This is a genomic window from Billgrantia sulfidoxydans, from assembly GCF_017868775.1.
Classification (GTDB): Bacteria; Pseudomonadota; Gammaproteobacteria; order Pseudomonadales; family Halomonadaceae; genus Halomonas; species Halomonas sulfidoxydans.
The window spans coordinates 418,611-437,552 of record NZ_CP053381.1 but is presented as its reverse complement, the minus strand read 5'-3'; the positions used below and the strand labels follow the sequence as shown (position 1 = coordinate 437,552).

Below are 18,942 nucleotides of genomic sequence, written 5' to 3'. Positions count from 1 at the left end.
GCTCTGGATATGCCACGAGAACGCTTCCGACCCTACCTCATACAGGAGCGATGATGCAGACGCGACCGCTTGGCGACACGGGCATCGAGGTCAGTCGCCTGTGCCTGGGCACCATGACGTTCGGCGAGCAGAACAGCGAAGCCGAGGCCCATGAACAGCTCGACCGCGCCGTAGCCTTCGGCATCAATTTCATCGACGCCGCCGAGATGTATCCGGTTCCCCCCCGCCCGGAGACCCAGGGTCGCACCGAGTCCTACATAGGTAACTGGCTCAGGCGCCGCGAGAGTCGCGACGATGTCATCATCGCCACCAAGGTGACCGGCCCCGGCCTCGAGCATATCCGCGGCGGCCCGCACCTCGATCGCCAGCATATCCACCAGGCCATCGACGCCAGCCTTGCCCGGCTGCAGACCGATTATGTCGACCTCTACCAACTACACTGGCCCGAGCGCTCGACCAACTATTTCGGCCGGCTGGGCTATGAGCACGACGATGAGGAAGAGGCCATTCCTCTGGAAGAGACCCTGGGTGCGCTCAAGGAGCTGGTGGTTGCCGGCAAGGTGCGCGCCATCGGCCTCTCCAACGAGACGCCATGGGGCGTGATGAAGGCACTGCAACTGGCCGAACGACTCGATCTGCCGCGTGTGGCCTCGATCCAGAATCCCTACAACCTGCTCAATCGCACCTTTGAGGTCGGTCTGGCCGAGGTCGCCCATCGCGAGAACGTGGGTCTGCTGGCCTACTCGCCGCTCGGCTTCGGCGTGCTGTCCGGCAAGTACCTGGACGGAGCCCGCCCCGAGAACGCCCGCCTGACGCTGTTCGAGCGCTTCAAGCGCTATACTTCACCGCTCGCCGAGCAGGCCACCCGCGCCTATGTCGATCTCGCCCGGGAAAGCGATCTGGATCCGGCCCAGATGGCGCTGGCCTTCGTCAACTCGCGCAGTTTCCTCACCAGCAACATCATCGGCGCCACCACCATGGAGCAGCTCGAGAGCAACCTGGCCAGCGAATCGCTCAAGCTCGAGCAGAGCGTGCTTGACGCCATCGACGAAATCCATCGGCAGGTCCCCAACCCCTGTCCCTGAGGCGTCGCCTTCGCCAATGCTCGATGCGCCGGGGCTATCGCCACGATAGCCCTATGATTGCCCCGCGGCTGGTATACTCGCTCCATTCCCGTTTCGCCCCCTATCAGCTACAGGAGCGCCCCATGCTGAGCGTGATCTCGCCGGCGAAGACGCTGGATTTCGAGACCCCTGCCACCACGGCCGTCCATTCGCAGCCGGACTTTCTCGACCACAGCCAGCGACTCGTTGCCATTCTTCGCGACTACTCGCCGCAGCAGCTCAGCGAGCTGATGGGCATCAGCGACAAGCTGGCCGGACTCAACGCCGCCCGCTTCGCGGAATGGCAGCCCCACTTCACGCCCGAAAACGCCAAGCCGGCGGCACAGGCCTTCCAGGGCGACGTCTACTTAGGTCTCGAAGCCGCCAGCTTCATCGACGAGGACAACGCATTCGCCCAGCGGCACCTGCGCATCCTCTCGGGCCTGTACGGGCTGCTGCGCCCGCTCGACCTGATCCAGCCCTACCGCCTCGAGATGGGCACCCGGCTGCCCAACCCGGCCGGCAAGGATCTATACGCGTACTGGCAAGGCACCCTGACCGAGGCGCTCAACGAGGCCATTGCCGCCAGCGGCTCGAAGGTGCTGGTCAACCTGGCCTCCAACGAGTACTTCAAGGCCGTCGATACCAAGCGGCTGGATGCCCGTGTGATCACACCGGTGTTCAAGGACGAGAAGAACGGCACGTTCAAGATCATCAGCTTCTACGCCAAGAAGGCACGCGGCCTCATGGCCGCCTGGATGATTCGTCAGCGCCTGGACGACCCCGATGAACTCAAGGCGTTCGATGTGGCGGGTTATGCCTTCAATCCTGCCATGTCGGAAGGCGACACCCTGGTCTTCACTCGCCGCGAGAACCAGGGCTGAGCGTTTCAGAAGAAACGTAGCGGGCGCGCCGATCGTGGCTTGAGAAAGCGCTTGTGGACCTGGCGGAAAGGCTCCTCGTCACAGCGCGCGAGCCACTCGTAGGCCACCATGTCGGCACTCACCGGGGTCGCGCCTGCACGTATCATGCGCTCGCGGGCGAGCCTTGCCTCCTCGGCACGCCGGCTGACCGTCGCCTCGCTGAGCCAGTACACCTCGTAGCCCGCTTCCAGCAGCCCCAGGCCAGTCTGCAACACGCAAATATGGGCTTCGCTGCCGCACAGCACGATCTGTCGCTTGCCGCTCGCCTCCAGCGCAGCGGCAAAATCCGGCTCGGCATGGGCATTGAAGTGAACCTTACGCCACAGCCGATGGCCGGGTAGCGCTTCCAGCAGCCGCGGCTCGCTGCTGCCCAGGCCCTCGGGATACTGCTCCGTGAGCCAGACAGGCACGCCCAGGATGCCGGCGATTCCCCCCAGCCACGCCGCCTCGGCCACGGCCTGGTCACCCCCATCGATGACCGGCAGCAGGCCGGCCTGAAGGTCCACGATCAGCAGCAGGCTCTGTTTGCTTGTCACGCGCATGATTTTTTCCATTTTCGCCATCAAGGCCCCAGCATACCCGGTAGAATGGGACTCCCAAATTCGACTTTACCTCCAATCCTTGCAGAGAGAATCCTTCGATGCGTCACTTCCTCGTCATGCTGATGGTCGCCGTGCTGGGCTTTGGCCTGGCCGTCGAACATGCCGAAGCCCGCCGCATGGGCGGCGGCGGTAATGTCGGCAGCTTCTCGCGCTCGGCCGACCGGCCGGCCGCGGCACCCAACCAGGCCGCTCCGGCACGCCAGGCGCAATCCAACCAGGCCACCGGCTCACGCATGCCCGGCATGCTGGGCGGCATGCTCGCCGGCGGGCTGCTGGCGGCACTGTTCTTCGGCGGCGCCTTCGACGAACTGCGGCTGATGGACATCCTGCTGATGGCCGGCCTCGGCTTCCTGCTGTTCCGCCTGCTGGCGCGCCGCCGCCCCGCCGTGGCCGGAGGCCCCCAGCCAGCGGCCGAGCGTCCGTCACAGTTCGAGCCCGAGGCCTTCCAGCCGGCTCAGGGTGCCGCCAAGGGTGGCGGCAGCTTCGGCAGCCTGCCGGCCTGGTTCGACCGCGAGCGATTCCTGTCCGGCGCCAAGGAGCACTTCATGACCCTGCAGCGCGCCTGGGACAATAATGACTTCGCTGACATTCAGGAGTACGTCACGCCCGAACTCTACAACCTGCTGCGCGAAGAGCGCGCCAAGCAGCCGGCCAACAACCGCACGGAGATCGTCCGCCTGTTGGCAGAACTCGGCAACGTGCGGGAGATAAATGGCCAAGCGGAGGCCACGGTCATCTTCCATGGCATTCTCGAAGAGAACGGCGAGCAGACCGAGTTCAACGAGACATGGCACCTGCTTCGCGATGTGCGCGATGGCGCTCCCTGGTACCTACAGGGCATCGAGCAGAACGCCAGCTGAGGGTCCTCCCACGACGAGGGCCGATCCTGGATCGGCCCTCGTCATCTCGCCACGGATGCGCAGCGGTAGCGGTATGGCAGTTCAGGCCGGCTCGACCTCAGGTGCCGGCAACAGATCGCTGCGCAGCTTGAAGCGCCCCACCATCGAGGCCAACTGGTCGGCCTGCTCACTGAGCTGGTCGGCTGCCGTAGTGGACTGCTCCGCCAGTGCGGCGTTCTGCTGCGTCATGCGGTCCAGCTCTGCCACGGCGATATTGACCTGGCCAATCCCGTCGCTCTGCTCACCCGCGGCATGGCTGATCTCGCCCAGCATGACCGCCACGCGCTGCACCCCTTCCATCAACTCATGCATGGCCTTGCCAGCCTCGCTGACCAGGTGCGTGCCGCTCTGCACTCTTTCACCCGAGGCTTCGATCAGTTGACGAATGTCGCGTGAGGCCGCTGCACTACGCGTGGCCAGTTGACGTACCTCGCCGGCTACTACGGCGAATCCGCGTCCGCTCTCTCCGGCCCGTGCCGCCTCGACCGAGGCATTGAGGGCCAGCAGGTTGGTCTGAAAGGCGATGTCGTCCATGACCCGCACGATGTCGCCGACCTTAATGGAGGCTTCGTGGATCTCCCCCATGGTGACGACGACCTGCTCGACCTGCCCGCTGGTGCGCTGGGCGAGTTCTGCCGAAGCCTGCGACAAGGCGTTGGCCTCCCGGGATGACGCAGAGGTGTTCTCCACGGTGCCGGTGATCTCCTCCATGGAAGCCGAGGTCTCTTGCAGGCTGGATGCCGCCTGATCGGTACGCCGCGACATGTCCTTGCCGCCGGTAGCGATTTCCTGAGCGGCGCGCCGAACGGCATCGCTGCTGGCCCGCACTAGGCTCAGCACGTCATGCATCTTGTCGGCAAAGGCATTGAACTGAACGGCAAGCTCGGCGCTCTCATCCTTGCCGTCGACCGGCAGGCGCAGGGTCAGATCCCCCTCTCCCTGGGCGATATCCCGCATGGCTTCGGCAGTGCGTCGTATCGGCCGCAATAGCGCACGCAACAGCAGCGCGATCACTCCCAGGCTGGCCAGCAGGATCAGACCCACCGCCAACAGAATCAGCATGACCGCCCGGTTGAGGTCGGCGAACAGCTCATCGCGCGGAATCTGGGCAAAGGCAACCCAGTTGGTGCCGGGCACGTCGATGGCCGCCACCAGATGTTCGGCCCCCTGTCGGTCACGCATCGCAGCGAAACGATAGCCCTCCTCCGCCAGTAGAGCGGGGGCGACGCTTTCCCAGCCCGACAGCTCCGTCAGCGGTTGCCCGACCCGCTCGGCGCCATCGGGATGAATACTGATGGCGCCATCCCGGCTGGCCAGGAATACCGTACCGCTCTCACCCAGGCGATAATCGCGGATAGTGGCTGCCATTGTCGCCAGGGTATACCCCACGCCGGCGATGCCGACACGCTCACCGTTCGCTTCGATCACGTGATTGATGAAGACTTTCAGTTCACCGCCTTCGTTATCGATATCGAGCTGGTAGGCATTGCCACCGGAGGCCTCGATGAGGTCGTAGAACCAGCGGTCGTCCGCGCGGCTCAGGGTGCGCTCGATTCCGTTGGCCGTGTAGTAGTTGCCGCTCTGCGCCGATACGTAGAAGACCACATCGGCCCCGGTGCGTCGTTGTATGTCATGGAAGTACTCGATGGCTCGGTCAGCTTCCGCCTCGGGCTCTCCCGCGACCAGCCAATCCTTGAGGTAGCGATTGTGCGCCAGGTTCCCGGCTACGCTGATGGGGGCCGCCAGCGTCGCTTCGATATCGTTGCGGATACTCGTCAGCGTGGCCGGCAACTCGGCCGTCGTGACGCGTTCGGTCACCAGCTTGCCGAATAGGTGGTACTGGATGGCGGTGGCACCGCCGACGATGAGGAGCATGCAGAAGCTGACGATTAACATCAGCCGCTGGGCGATGGTGAGATTTTTCATTTTTACTTCCCCTTGGCTGCGGCATAACGCCAGGGTGGCCTCGCCGCATTGACCGTTTAGTCAACTTTATCGGCGAGCGGGGAAGAAACTTGAACCATACGGGCGGGTCGCGCACCCTCTACCCGTTATCATTTCTCTCCTCTTCCATGTCCTTCTCGATTTTCTCACCCACCTCTCCGAGCCGCTCTTGAGTTTCGTCCATTGCCTCGTCGATATTGCGCTCGGTGACGTCCTCGGGACCCGACTCCTTGCAGCCCAACAGGCCCACCACGATCACCACCATCAACCAGGCGACGTTTCCATGTCTGATCGGCTTCACTCAGTTTGCTCCGTAACGATGGTTTCAGTAGACGACGCCACGCTAAACCTCCGGCACCTCCTACGCCACTCGATCATGTATGTCCCTGTTTGCCAGTGTAACCTCGATCCACTGACCTGCCCCAGGCTTGGCCTACCCAGAACGACAAAACCCCGAACTCTTACGAACTCGGGGTTTTGGAATAGATGCCTGTCGAGCCGGGCGGCGCTCCGCTACTCTACGTGGGAGGCCCCTAAACGGCGAAACCCCGACCAGTTGGCCGGGGTTTTGGAATGGATGCCTGACGATGACCTACTCTCGCATGGGGAGACCCCACACTACCATCGGCGCTGAGCGGTTTCACTGCTGAGTTCGGCATGGGATCAGGTGGTTCCCACTCGCTATGGTCGTCAGGCGAAAACAGTTGGAATCATGCTGCGTGATCGTCTCGCCCGCGCCTACCGGCGCGGTGCGTATCCGTCAATCGTGCGCGATGCGCAGACCCCTTGGGGTTATATGGTCAAGCCTCACGGGCCATTAGTATCGGTTAGCTCAACGCCTTGCAGCGCTTCCACACCCGACCTATCAACCAGCTGGTCTCGCTGGGCCCTTCAGGAGGCTCGAGGCCTCGGGGATGTCTCATCTTGAAGGGGGCTTCCCGCTTAGATGCCTTCAGCGGTTATCCCGTCCGCACGTAGCTACCCGGCAATGCCACTGGCGTGACAACCGGAACACCAGAGGTGCGTCCACTCCGGTCCTCTCGTACTAGGAGCAGCTCTTCTCAAACATCCAACGCCCACGGCAGATAGGGACCGAACTGTCTCACGACGTTCTAAACCCAGCTCGCGTACCACTTTAAATGGCGAACAGCCATACCCTTGGGACCGACTTCAGCCCCAGGATGTGATGAGCCGACATCGAGGTGCCAAACACCGCCGTCGATGTGAACTCTTGGGCGGTATCAGCCTGTTATCCCCGGAGTACCTTTTATCCGTTGAGCGATGGCCCTTCCATACAGAACCACCGGATCACTAGAACCTACTTTCGTACCTGCTCGACGTGTCTGTCTCGCAGTCAAGCACCCTTATGCTCTTGCACTCAATGCACGATTTCCGACCGTGCTGAGGGTACCTTCGTGCTCCTCCGTTACGCTTTGGGAGGAGACCGCCCCAGTCAAACTACCCACCACACACTGTCCTCGATCCGGATCACGGACCTGAGTTAGAACGCCAATGATGCCAGGCTGGTATTTCAAGGTTGGCTCCACCCGAACTGGCGTCCGGGGTTCTAGCCTCCCAGCTATCCTACACAAGCAACATCAGCGTCCAGTGTGAAGCTATAGTAAAGGTTCACGGGGTCTTTCCGTCTAGCCGCGGGTACACAGCATCTTCACTGCGATTTCAATTTCACTGAGTCTCGGGTGGAGACAGCGTGGCCATCATTACGCCATTCGTGCAGGTCGGAACTTACCCGACAAGGAATTTCGCTACCTTAGGACCGTTATAGTTACGGCCGCCGTTTACCGGGGCTTCGATCAGGAGCTTCGCCCGAGGGCTAACACCATCACTTAACCTTCCGGCACCGGGCAGGCGTCACACCCTATACGTCCGCTTGCGCGTTTGCAGAGTGCTGTGTTTTTAATAAACAGTTGCAGCCACCTGGTATCTTCGACCGCCTCGTGCTCCAGCCGCGAGGGCCTTCACACTAGCGCGGCGTGCCTTCTCCCGAAGTTACGGCACCATTTTGCCTAGTTCCTTCACCCGAGTTCTCTCAAGCGCCTGGGTATTCTCTACCTGACCACCTGTGTCGGTTTGGGGTACGGTCCCACTGTATCTGAAGCTTAGAGGCTTTTCCTGGAAGCGTGGCATCGATGACTTCCACCCCGTGGGGTGTTCGTCTCGCCTCTCGGCCTTGGGATCCCGGATTTGCCTAAGATCCCAGCCTACTGGCTTTCACCAGGACAACCAACGCCTGGCCCACCTAGCCTTCTTCGTCCCCCCATCGCAATACAGTGAGGTACGGGAATATTGACCCGTTTCCCATCGACTACGCCTTTCGGCCTCGCCTTAGGGGCCGACTCACTCTGCTCCGATTAGCGTCGAACAGAAACCCTTGGTCTTCCGGCGGGGGAGTTTTTCACTCCCCTTGTCGTTACTCATGTCAGCATTCGCACTCGTGATACCTCCAGCAGACTTCTCAATCCACCTTCATCGGCTTACACGACGCTCCTCTACCGCGAGCATGCATCCTTGATACCACTCCTCCCCTCCCGACTCGACGTTCGGGACGGCTTGGACGTCGCTTCGCGACGCCAATCGAATAGCATCAAGTGATGCATGCTCACCCGTAGCTTCGGTACCTGGTTTAGCCCCGTTACATCTTCCGCGCAGGCCGACTCGACTAGTGAGCTATTACGCTTTCTTTAAAGGATGGCTGCTTCTAAGCCAACCTCCTAGCTGTCTGAGCCTTCCCACATCGTTTCCCACTTAACCAGGATTTCGGGACCTTAGCTGACGGTCTGGGTTGTTTCCCTTTTCACGACGGACGTTAGCACCCGCCGTGTGTCTCCCACGCTTGCACTCACCGGTATTCGGAGTTTGCCTCGGGTTGGTAAGCCGGGATGGCCCCCTAGCCGAAACAGTGCTCTACCCCCGGTGGTGATACGTGAGGCGCTACCTAAATAGCTTTCGAGGAGAACCAGCTATCTCCGAGCTTGATTAGCCTTTCACTCCGATCCACAAGTCATCCAAATCTTTTTCAACAGATCCTGGTTCGGTCCTCCAGTTGATGTTACTCAACCTTCAACCTGCTCATGGATAGATCGCCCGGTTTCGGGTCTATTCCCAGCGACTGGTCGCCCAGTTAAGACTCGGTTTCCCTACGCCTCCCCTATTCGGTTAAGCTCGCCACTGAAAATAAGTCGCTGACCCATTATACAAAAGGTACGCGGTCACCCCACGAAGGGGCTCCCACTGCTTGTACGCATACGGTTTCAGGATCTATTTCACTCCCCTCTCCGGGGTTCTTTTCGCCTTTCCCTCACGGTACTGGTTCACTATCGGTCAGCCAGGAGTATTTAGCCTTGGAGGATGGTCCCCCCGTCTTCAGTCAAGGTTTCACGTGCCCCGACCTACTCGATTTCACGACACTCAGGTTTCGGCTACGGGACTATCACCCCCTATGGTCGAGCTTCCCAGCTCGTTCGCCTACCAGTCGTGCCGCTTAAGGGCTACTCCCCGTTCGCTCGCCGCTACTGGGGGAATCTCGGTTGATTTCTTTTCCTCGGGGTACTTAGATGTTTCAGTTCCCCCGGTTCGCCTCCCAACACCTATGGATTCAGTGTGGGATACCCAGCTGGTGCTGGGTGGGTTTCCCCATTCGGAAATGCCCGGGTCACAGGTTGTTTGCCACCTCACCGAGCCTTATCGCAGGCTACCACGTCCTTCATCGCCTCTGGCTGCCAAGGCATCCACCGTATGCGCTTAATCGCTTGACCATATAACCCGAAGGGGTCTGGTCTGCGATCACGTACGACAATTGCCGGATACGCTTGAGACGTATCACTTTTGCTTTCCCCTTGCGGAGAAAACGTGTCAGCATGATTCACATTGTTAAAGAGCAGACTGTCAATCGACAGTCATAAACCCGACATCGCAAGGTGCGACGATGGCTTATGACTGCAGATCCGATCAGGGTAGACTGCGGGGAAGTGGTGGAGCCAAGCGGGATCGAACCGCTGACCTCCTGCGTGCAAGGCAGGCGCTCTCCCAGCTGAGCTATGGCCCCACTGATCACCGCATTGCAACTGGCGATGAATTTCGTCGGAGACAAGGCGCTTTGGGCCGACGCATAGCTCCGCTATGCGAGGTTCAAAGCAACGCCGTATCCGGCGAAATTGGTGGGTCTGGGCAGATTTGAAATAAACCCGGCGACCTCACCCTTCTCTTTGCAGAACTTCCGGGGGTGCGCTCTCACCAACTGAGCGACAGACCCGGCCGAAGCTCGAGAATGGTGGGTCTGGGCAGATTTGAACTGCCGACCTCACCCTTATCAGGGGTGCGCTCTAACCAACTGAGCTACAGACCCATTGGCCGCGCTGGGTCTATACCCAAACAGTCTTTGCTCTGGCCGATCAGGTAATTCATTGTGAGCACTTGCCGCGAGGCGTGATACGTCGTTTAAGGAGGTGATCCAGCCGCAGGTTCCCCTACGGCTACCTTGTTACGACTTCACCCCAGTCATGAACCACACCGTGGTGATCGCCCTCCCGAAGGTTAGGCTAACCACTTCTGGTGCAGTCCACTCCCATGGTGTGACGGGCGGTGTGTACAAGGCCCGGGAACGTATTCACCGTGACATTCTGATTCACGATTACTAGCGATTCCGACTTCACGGAGTCGAGTTGCAGACTCCGATCCGGACTGAGATCAGCTTTCTGGGATTGGCTCACTCTCGCAAGTTCGCAACCCTTTGTACTGACCATTGTAGCACGTGTGTAGCCCTACCCGTAAGGGCCATGATGACTTGACGTCGTCCCCACCTTCCTCCGGTTTGTCACCGGCAGTCTCCCTAGAGTTCCCGACCGAATCGCTGGCAAATAGGGACAAGGGTTGCGCTCGTTACGGGACTTAACCCAACATTTCACAACACGAGCTGACGACAGCCATGCAGCACCTGTCTCTGCGTTCCCGAAGGCACCCCTTCGTCTCCGAAGGGTTCGCAGGATGTCAAGGGTAGGTAAGGTTCTTCGCGTTGCATCGAATTAAACCACATGCTCCACCGCTTGTGCGGGCCCCCGTCAATTCATTTGAGTTTTAACCTTGCGGCCGTACTCCCCAGGCGGTCGACTTATCGCGTTAACTGCGCCACAAAGTCCGCGAAGGACCCAACGGCTAGTCGACATCGTTTACGGCGTGGACTACCAGGGTATCTAATCCTGTTTGCTACCCACGCTTTCGCACCTCAGCGTCAGTGTCAGTCCAGAAGGCCGCCTTCGCCACTGGTATTCCTCCCGATCTCTACGCATTTCACCGCTACACCGGGAATTCTACCTTCCTCTCCTGCACTCTAGCCTGACAGTTCCGGATGCCGTTCCCAGGTTGAGCCCGGGGCTTTCACAACCGGCTTATCAAGCCGCCTACGCGCGCTTTACGCCCAGTAATTCCGATTAACGCTCGCACCCTCCGTATTACCGCGGCTGCTGGCACGGAGTTAGCCGGTGCTTCTTCTGTGGGTGATGTCTTTCCTTCCGGGTATTAGCCGGAAGGCGTTCTTCCCCACTGAAAGTGCTTTACAACCCGAGGGCCTTCTTCACACACGCGGCATGGCTGGATCAGGCTTGCGCCCATTGTCCAATATTCCCCACTGCTGCCTCCCGTAGGAGTTCGGGCCGTGTCTCAGTCCCGATGTGGCTGATCATCCTCTCAGACCAGCTACGGATCGTCGCCTTGGTGAGCCGTTACCTCACCAACCAGCTAATCCGACATAGGCTCATCCGATAGCGCAAGGCCCGAAGGTCCCCTGCTTTCTCCCGTAGGACGTATGCGGTATTAGCCTGGGTTTCCCCAGGTTATCCCCCACTACCGGGCAGATTCCTATGCATTACTCACCCGTCCGCCGCTCGCCACCAGGGAGCAAGCTCCCCGTGCTGCCGCTCGACTTGCATGTGTTAGGCCTGCCGCCAGCGTTCAATCTGAGCCATGATCAAACTCTTCAGTTTCAAATCATTGCGGTTCTTGCTCGCCCCTTCCCGAAGAAACGGACGAAAGCGAACCAAACTCGGCTCAAGGTCAAAGCTTCTCAAAAGACCCGAAGGTCTCGACGAGTCGCTTGCCTTGAAATGGTGTGACTTCTCACCACCTCATCGACAAGCGCCCACATGAATTACCTGATCGATTGTTAAAGAGCAGCTCGCTTGCTGTCGTGGCCGTCGATCCCGTGACCGAGGGGCCTCGCCAGCGCCCTGCGAGGAAGGCGTATTCTACTGAAGCGTCGGAGTTTGTCAACTCTCTTCGAGGCCGTCACCGAGGTGATCCTGACCGCGAAGACCCGCCTGAGCCGGCGACCGCAAGCCCGCTTGCGGACTTGCTTTCGAGTGGGGCGCATTCTACCGAATCCACCGCGGGCGTCAAGCGCGAATCTTGCGAAGCGAGTCGAAAAATCCAAAGCATGACAACCACTTACCACTCCTCCCACCGCTGGCCACGTTGCCCGTCGCCGGCAGCGGATGAGTACTTTACGCATTCCCCGGGGCGCTCGCAAGGCCTTTGGAGAGAAAAATTCCAGGCACATGACATACAGACTTATCCACAGCCGCTCGCTCGCGAGCAGCTGTGGAGGATTCAGGCTGTCTCGACCGCTTCCCTGTGCTCGCGGCTGGCACGATCGAGCAAAGACAGGATCGAACGATACGGGATGCCGCCATGCAGCGACAGACCGATCTCGCAGGTGCGCGAGTTGGAATACCCCGCATCGCATTCGCCCACCTGCTCGGCCAACCCTTTCAGGGCCGAGGCATTGAGTTCCGGCGTGATCAGCCCCTTGTCGCCGGCGAAGCCGCAGCAGGTGATCTCGGCCGGCACCACGACTTCACGGGCGCAGGCCCTTGCCAGGGCCACCATGCGCTCGCCCAGGCCCATGTGCGTGCTTGAGCAGGTCACGTGCACGGCCACGCGCTCGTCGAGCGGCGTGACGTCGAGCCGCGGCAGCAGGTGATCGTGAGCGAAGGCCACCGGTTCCTGCACCGTTAACCGCTCGTCCAGCCGCCCCTGCATATGCAGCACGCAGGGACTGGTGTCACTGAGGATCGGGTAGCGGCCGTTCTGGCTGGCCACCAGCAGCTCGCGGTTGAGCTCGCGCGCCTTGTGCGTCGCCTCCTCGAACTGACCCTTCGACTGGAACGCCATGCCGCAGCATAGGTGCCCCGGCATTTCGGGTACGATCACCTCGAAGCCGGCCTTCTCCAGCAGGGAGAGCGTGATCTCCATGATCGAACGGCTCTCGCTGTCGCCATGCCCGGCGCCGAAGACACGCGTGGCGCAGGATGGAAAGTAGACCACCTTGTCTCGCACGCTGTCACTAGTCCGCTTTCGGTCCAGCACGCGAATCGACGCTGCCCTGGGCAGGGTGGGTATCCACTGGGGCACCTTGCCGCCGCTGGCTTGGGTAATGGCCCCGCTGACCTTGGAGAGGCCTCGCTCGCCGAGCACGGCGCGGCCGACACCGGCCAGGTGGAGCATGCCCCGCGCCAGGCGCGTGGTGCCGGAGAAATGGCGTCCAACACGATGCGCCGTATCGGCATACGGCGCCAGGCGTTCGCGGCGCATCTCACGGATCAGTTCGCCGGTGTTGATGCCCACCGGGCACTGGGTGGCACATAGGCCGTCGACGGCACAGGTCTCGTCGCCGGCGTAGCGATAGTCCTCGCGCAACCGCTCGAGGCGTTCGGCTTCTTCGCTGTCGAGGCTTGGGCCCAGCGCCTCGAGCCTGGCCATCTCGCGGGCGGCGACGATGCGCTGCCGCGGTGTGAGAGTGAGATCCCGCGAGGGACAGACGTGCTCGCAGAAGCCGCACTCGATGCACTTGTCGACGATGGGATCGGCCGCCGGCAGCGGCTTGAGGTTCTCCAGGTGCAGGGTCGGGTTGCGGCTGAGGATGACGTCCGGATTGAGCAGATTCTCCGGGTCGAACAATGTCTTGATCTGCCACATCAGCGCATAGGCTTCGGGGCCCCACTCCAATTCGACGTAGGGCGCCATGTTGCGCCCGGTGCCGTGCTCGGCCTTGAGCGAACCGCCGTATTCGACGCCGACCAGCTGCGCCACCTCGTCCATCAGCGCCTGGTAGCGCTCCACCTCGCCGGGCTTCTCGAAGCCCTGAGGGAAGACGAAGTGCAGGTTGCCCTCCAGGGCGTGGCCGAACAGGATCGCCTCGGAGTAGCCGTGACGATGGAAGGCGTCGGTCAGCGCCAGCACACCCTCGTCGAGGCGCTCGATGGGGAAGGCGACGTCCTCGATGATCACCGTGGTGCCGGTGTCGCGCACCGCCCCCACGGCAGGGAAAAGACCCTTGCGGATCTTCCAGTAGAGTTCGTAGAGGCCTTTTTCACGGGTGAAGGTGACCGGCTCCAGGGTATGAATGCCCTCGAAGATCGCCTGCACCGCCTCAAGCCGTGCCTGAAGTTCCGCTTCGTCATGGCCGCGCACGTCGATCAGCAGCGCCGCAGCCCCTTCGGGCAGGCGCCTGAGCCCCTCGGGCATGCCGGGATTGTTCTCTACCGAGTGCAAGGCAGCGCGGTCCATCAGCTCCACCGCCGAAACCGGCGCAGGCTTGAGCGCGATGGTGGCGCGGCAGGTGGTGGCCATGTCGGGCAGGAAGACCAGCGCCGCGGCCTTGTGCGGTTCGTCGATGACGGTGTCGTAGGTGATGGTGCTGATGAAGCCGAGCGTGCCCTCGGAGCCGATCATCAGGTGCTTGAGTATCTCGATGCCGTCGTCGAAGTCGATCAGGCTGTTGAGCGCGTAACCGGTAGTGTTCTTGAGCCGGTACTTGTGGCGGATCTTTTCCGCCAACGCCGTATTGGCCCGGGTCTCGGCGGAAAGCCGTTCGAGCCCTTCGACGAGTTCGGCATGGCTGCGCCGAAACGCCTCGCGGCTGGCCGGGTCGGCGGTATCCAGGCGGGTGCCGTCGGCCAGGATCACGCGCATGTCGCGCACCGTACGGTAGCTGTTCTGCGCCGTGCCGCAGCACATGCCCGAGGCGTTGTTGGCGGCGATCCCACCCACCATGCAGCTGTTGATCGAGGCCGGGTCGGGGCCGATCTTGCGTCCGAAGGGAGTCAGCAGCTGGTTGGCCCGGGCGCCGATGACGCCGGGCTGCAGGCGGATCGCTCGGCCACCATCCAGAATCTCGTGGCCGCGCCAGCCCTCGCGCAGCTGGATCAGTACCGAGTCGGTGACGGCCTGCCCCGAGAGCGAGGTGCCGGCGGCGCGAAAGGTAACCGGAAGGCCGCGCCGGCGACAGCCGGCCAGCACCGCCATCAGCTCATCCTCGTCGGCGGGACGCACCACCAGCTTTGGGATGAGCCGGTAGAAGCTGGCGTCGGTGCCGTAGGCCAGGGTGCGCAGCGGATCGTCGATCAGCCGCTCGGCGGGCATGATCTTGAGCAGTTCCTGCTTGAGCTCACGCCAGCTGTCGGCAGCAGGCGCCTTCGTTGCGGCGGTCATGGGCGCTCCTCGGCGTGGCGCAGCAGCACCACCAGCTCGCGCGGGCCGTGGACGCCATAGGCCAGGGTCTGTTCGATGTCGGCGGTCTTGCTCGGCCCCGAGATCAGCAGCGCATTGGTGGGCATGCCGCCGGCCCAGCCGTGGGCTTCGACCACGTCGAAGAAGGTGTCCTCGACGGTGTCGGCATCGAGCACGGCGATGTGGATCGGCGGCACCAGGCTCAGCAGGCGCGGCTCGTCGGGGGTCGGCCACAGCCACAGGCTGCCGGTCTCGGCGATGGCGCCACGGGTGGAGGTCAGGCCGGCATCGGTATCGTGGAACTGCTCGTGCCGCCAGGTCTCGATGTCGCGGTCGGCATCGACCAGGGAGACCTCGCCTTCGGCCAGGGCGGCGCGCGCCTCGGCGGCCACGGGGTGCTCCCGCCCCAGGGCCAGGCGGCGAATGCCCTTGGCCTCGAGCAGCTCGGCAAGTGCCTTGGTCCAGTCATCGCGTGACGTGTGGATCACCTCGCCATGCACGGAGGTGATCCAGCGCTCGAAGCGCGTCAGCCGCTCTGCATGATCCCAGCCGCGCCCGGTGACCACGGCAAAGTCGCTCTGCGGCGCCGTCAGCGGGCCGTCGGTGCGTTCGCGCAGGCGCTTGAGGATATTGTCGCGGGCGCTCATGAGCGTTCCTCCCCGTCGGCCTTTTCTGCCTGATGGCGCTTGGCCTTGTGCTGTTTGACCAAGGCATGCAGTGAAACCTTGGCCGGCTTGGGCGCGGTGCGGTATTCGGTCCAGGGCCCCAGCTTCGATGGCATCAGCGCCTGCAGCTTGCCGGCGATGGCCGTGCTACTGCGCCAGACCCCGGGGTGCGTGGCCAGCCACTGAAAGCCTTTCCACGCCGCCACTTCCTTCTTCGTCCGCTTGACGCCGGCACCGGGCACGTTGCCGCGCCCTTCGCCCACCGCCTCGCGGCGCAGGCGCACCAGCAGGTCGGGAATCGGGATCTTGACCGGGCACACTTCGCCACAGGCGCCGCACAGGCTCGAGGCGGTGGGCAGGTCCTTGGTTTCTTCCAGGCCCATCATGTGCGGCATCAGGATGCTGCCAATGGGGCCGGGGTAGGTGGTGCCATAGGTGTGGCCGCCCACCCGGGTATAGACCGGACAGTGGTTCATGCAGGCGCCGCAGCGGATGCAGCGCAGGGTGTCGAGCAGCTCGTCGTCCTGGTAGATGTTGGAGCGGCCGCTGTCGACCAGTACCAGATGGACCTCCTGCGGCCCGTCGTGCTCGCCGGGCTTGCGCGGCGAGCTGATCATGTTGAAGTAGGTGGTGACGTGCTGGCCGGTGGCCGAACGGGTCAGCAGCGCGTAGAGCGGCGGCACATCGCGCAGATGCTCGACCACCTTTTCGATGCCGGTCACGGCGATGTGCACCGGCGGTACGGCGGTGGTCATGCGGCCGTTGCCCTCGTTCTCCACCAGACACAGGGTGCCGGTCTCGGCCACGGCGAAGTTGACCCCCGAGACGCCCACGTCGGCCGCCATGAAGCGCTCGCGCAGTTGGGCGCGCGCGGCCGCGGTCATGGTGTCGACGTCACGGGTCCGCTCGGTACCGGTCCTGGTGTGCATGATGTCGGAGATCTCATCGGTATTGAGATGGATCGCCGGCATGATGATATGAGAGGGCGTCTGCTCGTTGAGCTGCACCAGGTATTCGCCGAGGTCGGACTCCAGCGCCTCGATGCCCGCCGCTTCCAGATGGGCGTTGAGGTGCATCTCCTCGGAGACCATCGACTTGCCCTTGATCACCGCCTTGGCGCCGTGGCGCTCGCAGATTCCACGAATGATGCGGCACGCCTCGTCGCCGTTCTCGGCCCAGTGCACCTGAATGCCGTTGGCCTGGCAGTTGGCTTCGAGCCGCTCGAGCAGGTCGGGCAGCTTGGCCAACGCGCGAAGGCGGATGTTGGCACCGAGCTCGCGTAGCGTCTCGAGATCCCAGTCGCTGAAGACGTCGCGTCGCTTGGCCATCAGGCCATCCATCGCCTTGCGAAAGTTGGCGCGAATCTGCGGGTTGCCCAGGGCATCGTGAGCCTGGCGATGGAACTCGCGGGGAGTGAACGTCTGTACTTCGGAAGCGCTCATGAGGTCCTCCGCCACAGGTAGCTGGCGATGTGCTCGCCCTCGACAGGCTTGCCCTGATGCTCGAAACGGCCGGCAATGTTCATCAGGCAGCCGCAATCGGAAGTCACGAAACGCGTCGCCCCGGTGGCCTCGATCGCCTGGGTCTTGTCCTCGACCATGGCCGCGGAGACTTCGGGGTGGCGTACCGCGAAGGTGCCGCCGAAGCCGCAGCACTCGGCGGCGCGGGCCTGCTCCACCAGTTCGACCTGACCCATGCGGGCAAGCAGCGCCGGACCGGTCTCGGCCAGGCCCATCTCGCGACGGGCACTGCAGGACGTGTGCATGGCCACTTTTTCGGGCTGCCCGTGATCCTCGAGCCTGAGCTGGCAGACATGCAGCAGGAACTCGGTCAGCTCGTAGGTACGCCCCGCCACCTCGTTGGCGCGCGTCTCATGCTCGGTGCCGGCAAAGAGCTGCGGGTAATGGGTGCGCATCATGCCGCCACAGGAGCCCGAGGGCACGACGATCGGCCAGGGCTCGGGAAAGAGATCGAGCTGCGCCGCCGCCACCGCCTGCGCCTCGTCGTGATAGCCAGACGTATAGGCCGGCTGGCCACAGCAGGTCTGGTCCTGGGGGAAGAGCACTTCGATACCTTCGCGCTCCAGCAAGCGTATGCCATCCAGACCGGCATCGGGATAGAAGAGGTCGATCAGGCAGGTGCCGAAGAAGTAGACCTTCTCCGGCTTGGGTGGGTATAGCTTGACTGGCGTCATGAGGCTCCCTCACTGTCGGCCGTGGGCAGTAGCGGTCTTGCTGATTATAGCTTTGAGCCTTCTGGAAAATTGGTCAAACCAATTTACCCATGAAAGTCGTTGAACCTTAGGGCCCTCCATTGTCAGTGTCAACGCCGAGCCCTGCTTTATGCGCTGGATTTGCATAGACTTTCGTCTAAGCGCCAGCGCAAGAGAGCGTTTACCTTGGTTGCGCTGAAGGCCTGATGAGATCAAGCCATTTGCAAGGCGATCTGTTTCAGGCCATTATTGGTAAGACCAATTAAGTGAGCATCGGCTCTCCTCAGGAAGATTCGCATGACCTATCAAAACGTGCGCCAGCCGCGGCTGGCCGACGTCATCACCGAGCGCCTCGAGGCGATGATCCTTGAGGGCAGCCTCAAGCCCGGCCAGCGCCTGCCACCGGAGCGTGAGCTGGCCGAGCGTTTCGGTGTCTCGCGCCCTTCGCTACGCGAGGCCATTCAGAAGCTGGCGACCCGCGGCCTGCTGACCAGCCGCCAGGGCGGCGGCACCTTCGTCACCCGCGAACTCAACAGCGGCTATAGCGACCCGCTGCTCGACATGCTGGCCAGGCACCAGGAGTTCCACCTGGACCTGCTCGAATTCCGCGACGCCATGGAGGGCATCTCGGCCTATTATGCCGCCCTGCGCTCCACGCCGGCCGATCGCGCCATGCTGATCAAGCGCTTCGAGGAACTGGAGGCGTGCTTCGCCGGCCGCGACCCCGAACTGGAAGCCAAGGCGGATGCCGCCTTCCACCTGGCGATTGCCGAGGCCGCACACAACGTTCTTCTACTACATACCATCCGCGGCATCTTCCATCTGCTGGAGAAGAGCATCGTCGACAACCTCGCCCACCTGTTCGAGAAACCGCAGTCGCGGCCGATGCTGATGAAGCAGCACCGCGCCCTGCTGGATGCCATCCTCGAGGGCCGCGCCGAGGATGCGCGGGCGCGCTCCCACGAGCACCTGGTATTCGTCGAGGAGGAGCTGCTGGAAATGGAGCGCGCCGAGACCCGCGCTCAGCGCGCGCTGCGGCGCGCCCAGGCGCTGCCGGAAATCCAGCTGTAGG

11 protein-coding genes, 3 tRNA genes and 3 rRNA genes are annotated in these 18,942 nt (G+C 62.4%); 4 read left to right on the top strand and 13 right to left on the bottom strand.

Features of this window, described 5'->3' with window-relative positions:
• Positions 1-53: 53 nt before the first annotated feature.
• Both HNO51_RS02060 and yaaA read left to right on the top strand, forming a co-directional pair.
• Complete coding sequence (locus HNO51_RS02060; RefSeq protein WP_209538355.1) at positions 54-1,085, top strand: NADP(H)-dependent aldo-keto reductase; 1,032 nt, start codon at positions 54-56, stop codon at positions 1,083-1,085.
• 122 nt (positions 1,086-1,207) lie between these two features.
• Positions 1,208-1,987: a peroxide stress protein YaaA gene (gene yaaA / locus HNO51_RS02055; protein WP_209538354.1), complete on the top strand. Its 780-nt coding sequence runs from the start codon at positions 1,208-1,210 to the stop codon at positions 1,985-1,987.
• A 5-nt stretch (positions 1,988-1,992) separates the two neighbouring features.
• Here yaaA and HNO51_RS02050 read toward each other — a convergent pair whose 3' ends face one another.
• Positions 1,993-2,568 carry an isochorismatase family protein gene (locus HNO51_RS02050; RefSeq protein ID WP_209538353.1) on the bottom strand — a complete coding sequence of 192 codons (576 nt, stop codon included), beginning with the start codon at positions 2,566-2,568 and terminating at the stop codon, positions 1,993-1,995.
• 98 nt (positions 2,569-2,666) lie between these two features.
• Between HNO51_RS02050 and HNO51_RS02045 the strand changes: the two genes are divergently transcribed.
• On the top strand, positions 2,667-3,488 hold the full coding sequence (locus HNO51_RS02045) for a Tim44 domain-containing protein (protein WP_209538352.1): 822 nt from the start codon (positions 2,667-2,669) through the stop codon (positions 3,486-3,488).
• Positions 3,489-3,569: 81 nt separating this feature from the next.
• Here the strand turns inward: HNO51_RS02045 and HNO51_RS20930 are convergent, their stop codons facing one another.
• From HNO51_RS20930 to HNO51_RS01985, 12 genes are all read right to left on the bottom strand, one after another.
• Positions 3,570-5,453 carry a methyl-accepting chemotaxis protein gene (locus HNO51_RS20930; RefSeq protein ID WP_234283634.1) on the bottom strand — a complete coding sequence of 628 codons (1,884 nt, stop codon included), beginning with the start codon at positions 5,451-5,453 and terminating at the stop codon, positions 3,570-3,572.
• 118 nt (positions 5,454-5,571) lie between these two features.
• Positions 5,572-5,772: a hypothetical protein gene (locus HNO51_RS02035; RefSeq protein WP_197449402.1), complete on the bottom strand. Its 201-nt coding sequence runs from the start codon at positions 5,770-5,772 to the stop codon at positions 5,572-5,574.
• 278 nt (positions 5,773-6,050) lie between these two features.
• Positions 6,051-6,166, bottom strand: a 5S ribosomal RNA gene (gene rrf, locus HNO51_RS02030).
• 101 nt (positions 6,167-6,267) lie between these two features.
• Positions 6,268-9,247 (bottom strand): 23S ribosomal RNA (locus tag HNO51_RS02025).
• Between the two features lie 214 nt (positions 9,248-9,461).
• Positions 9,462-9,537 (bottom strand) — tRNA-Ala (locus tag HNO51_RS02020).
• A gap of 110 nt (positions 9,538-9,647) precedes the next feature.
• Positions 9,648-9,744 (bottom strand) — tRNA-OTHER (locus HNO51_RS02015).
• A 16-nt stretch (positions 9,745-9,760) separates the two neighbouring features.
• A tRNA-Ile gene (locus tag HNO51_RS02010) sits at positions 9,761-9,837 on the bottom strand.
• Between the two features lie 93 nt (positions 9,838-9,930).
• A 16S ribosomal RNA gene (locus HNO51_RS02005) occupies positions 9,931-11,470 on the bottom strand.
• The 16S, 23S and 5S rRNA genes sit together here with 3 tRNA genes alongside, the layout of an rRNA operon.
• 622 nt (positions 11,471-12,092) lie before the next feature.
• Positions 12,093-14,975 (bottom strand): FAD-binding and (Fe-S)-binding domain-containing protein, encoded by a 2,883-nt coding sequence (locus HNO51_RS02000; protein ID WP_209538351.1) that lies wholly within the window; start codon positions 14,973-14,975, stop codon positions 12,093-12,095.
• Positions 14,972-15,640 carry a LutC/YkgG family protein gene (locus HNO51_RS01995; protein ID WP_197449400.1) on the bottom strand — a complete coding sequence of 223 codons (669 nt, stop codon included), beginning with the start codon at positions 15,638-15,640 and terminating at the stop codon, positions 14,972-14,974. The genes HNO51_RS02000 and HNO51_RS01995 overlap by 4 nt, the downstream gene beginning before the upstream one ends.
• Positions 15,637-17,100: a LutB/LldF family L-lactate oxidation iron-sulfur protein gene (locus HNO51_RS01990; protein WP_209538350.1), complete on the bottom strand. Its 1,464-nt coding sequence runs from the start codon at positions 17,098-17,100 to the stop codon at positions 15,637-15,639. Before HNO51_RS01990 ends, HNO51_RS01995 begins: the two co-directional genes overlap by 4 nt.
• Complete coding sequence (locus tag HNO51_RS01985) at positions 17,097-17,852, bottom strand: (Fe-S)-binding protein (protein ID WP_197449398.1); 756 nt, start codon at positions 17,850-17,852, stop codon at positions 17,097-17,099. The genes HNO51_RS01990 and HNO51_RS01985 overlap by 4 nt, the downstream gene beginning before the upstream one ends.
• 315 nt (positions 17,853-18,167) lie before the next feature.
• Between HNO51_RS01985 and HNO51_RS01980 the strand changes: the two genes are divergently transcribed.
• A complete protein-coding gene (locus HNO51_RS01980; protein WP_197449397.1) occupies positions 18,168-18,941 on the top strand; it encodes a GntR family transcriptional regulator in 774 nt (257 codons plus the stop codon).
• Position 18,942 lies beyond the last annotated feature (1 nt).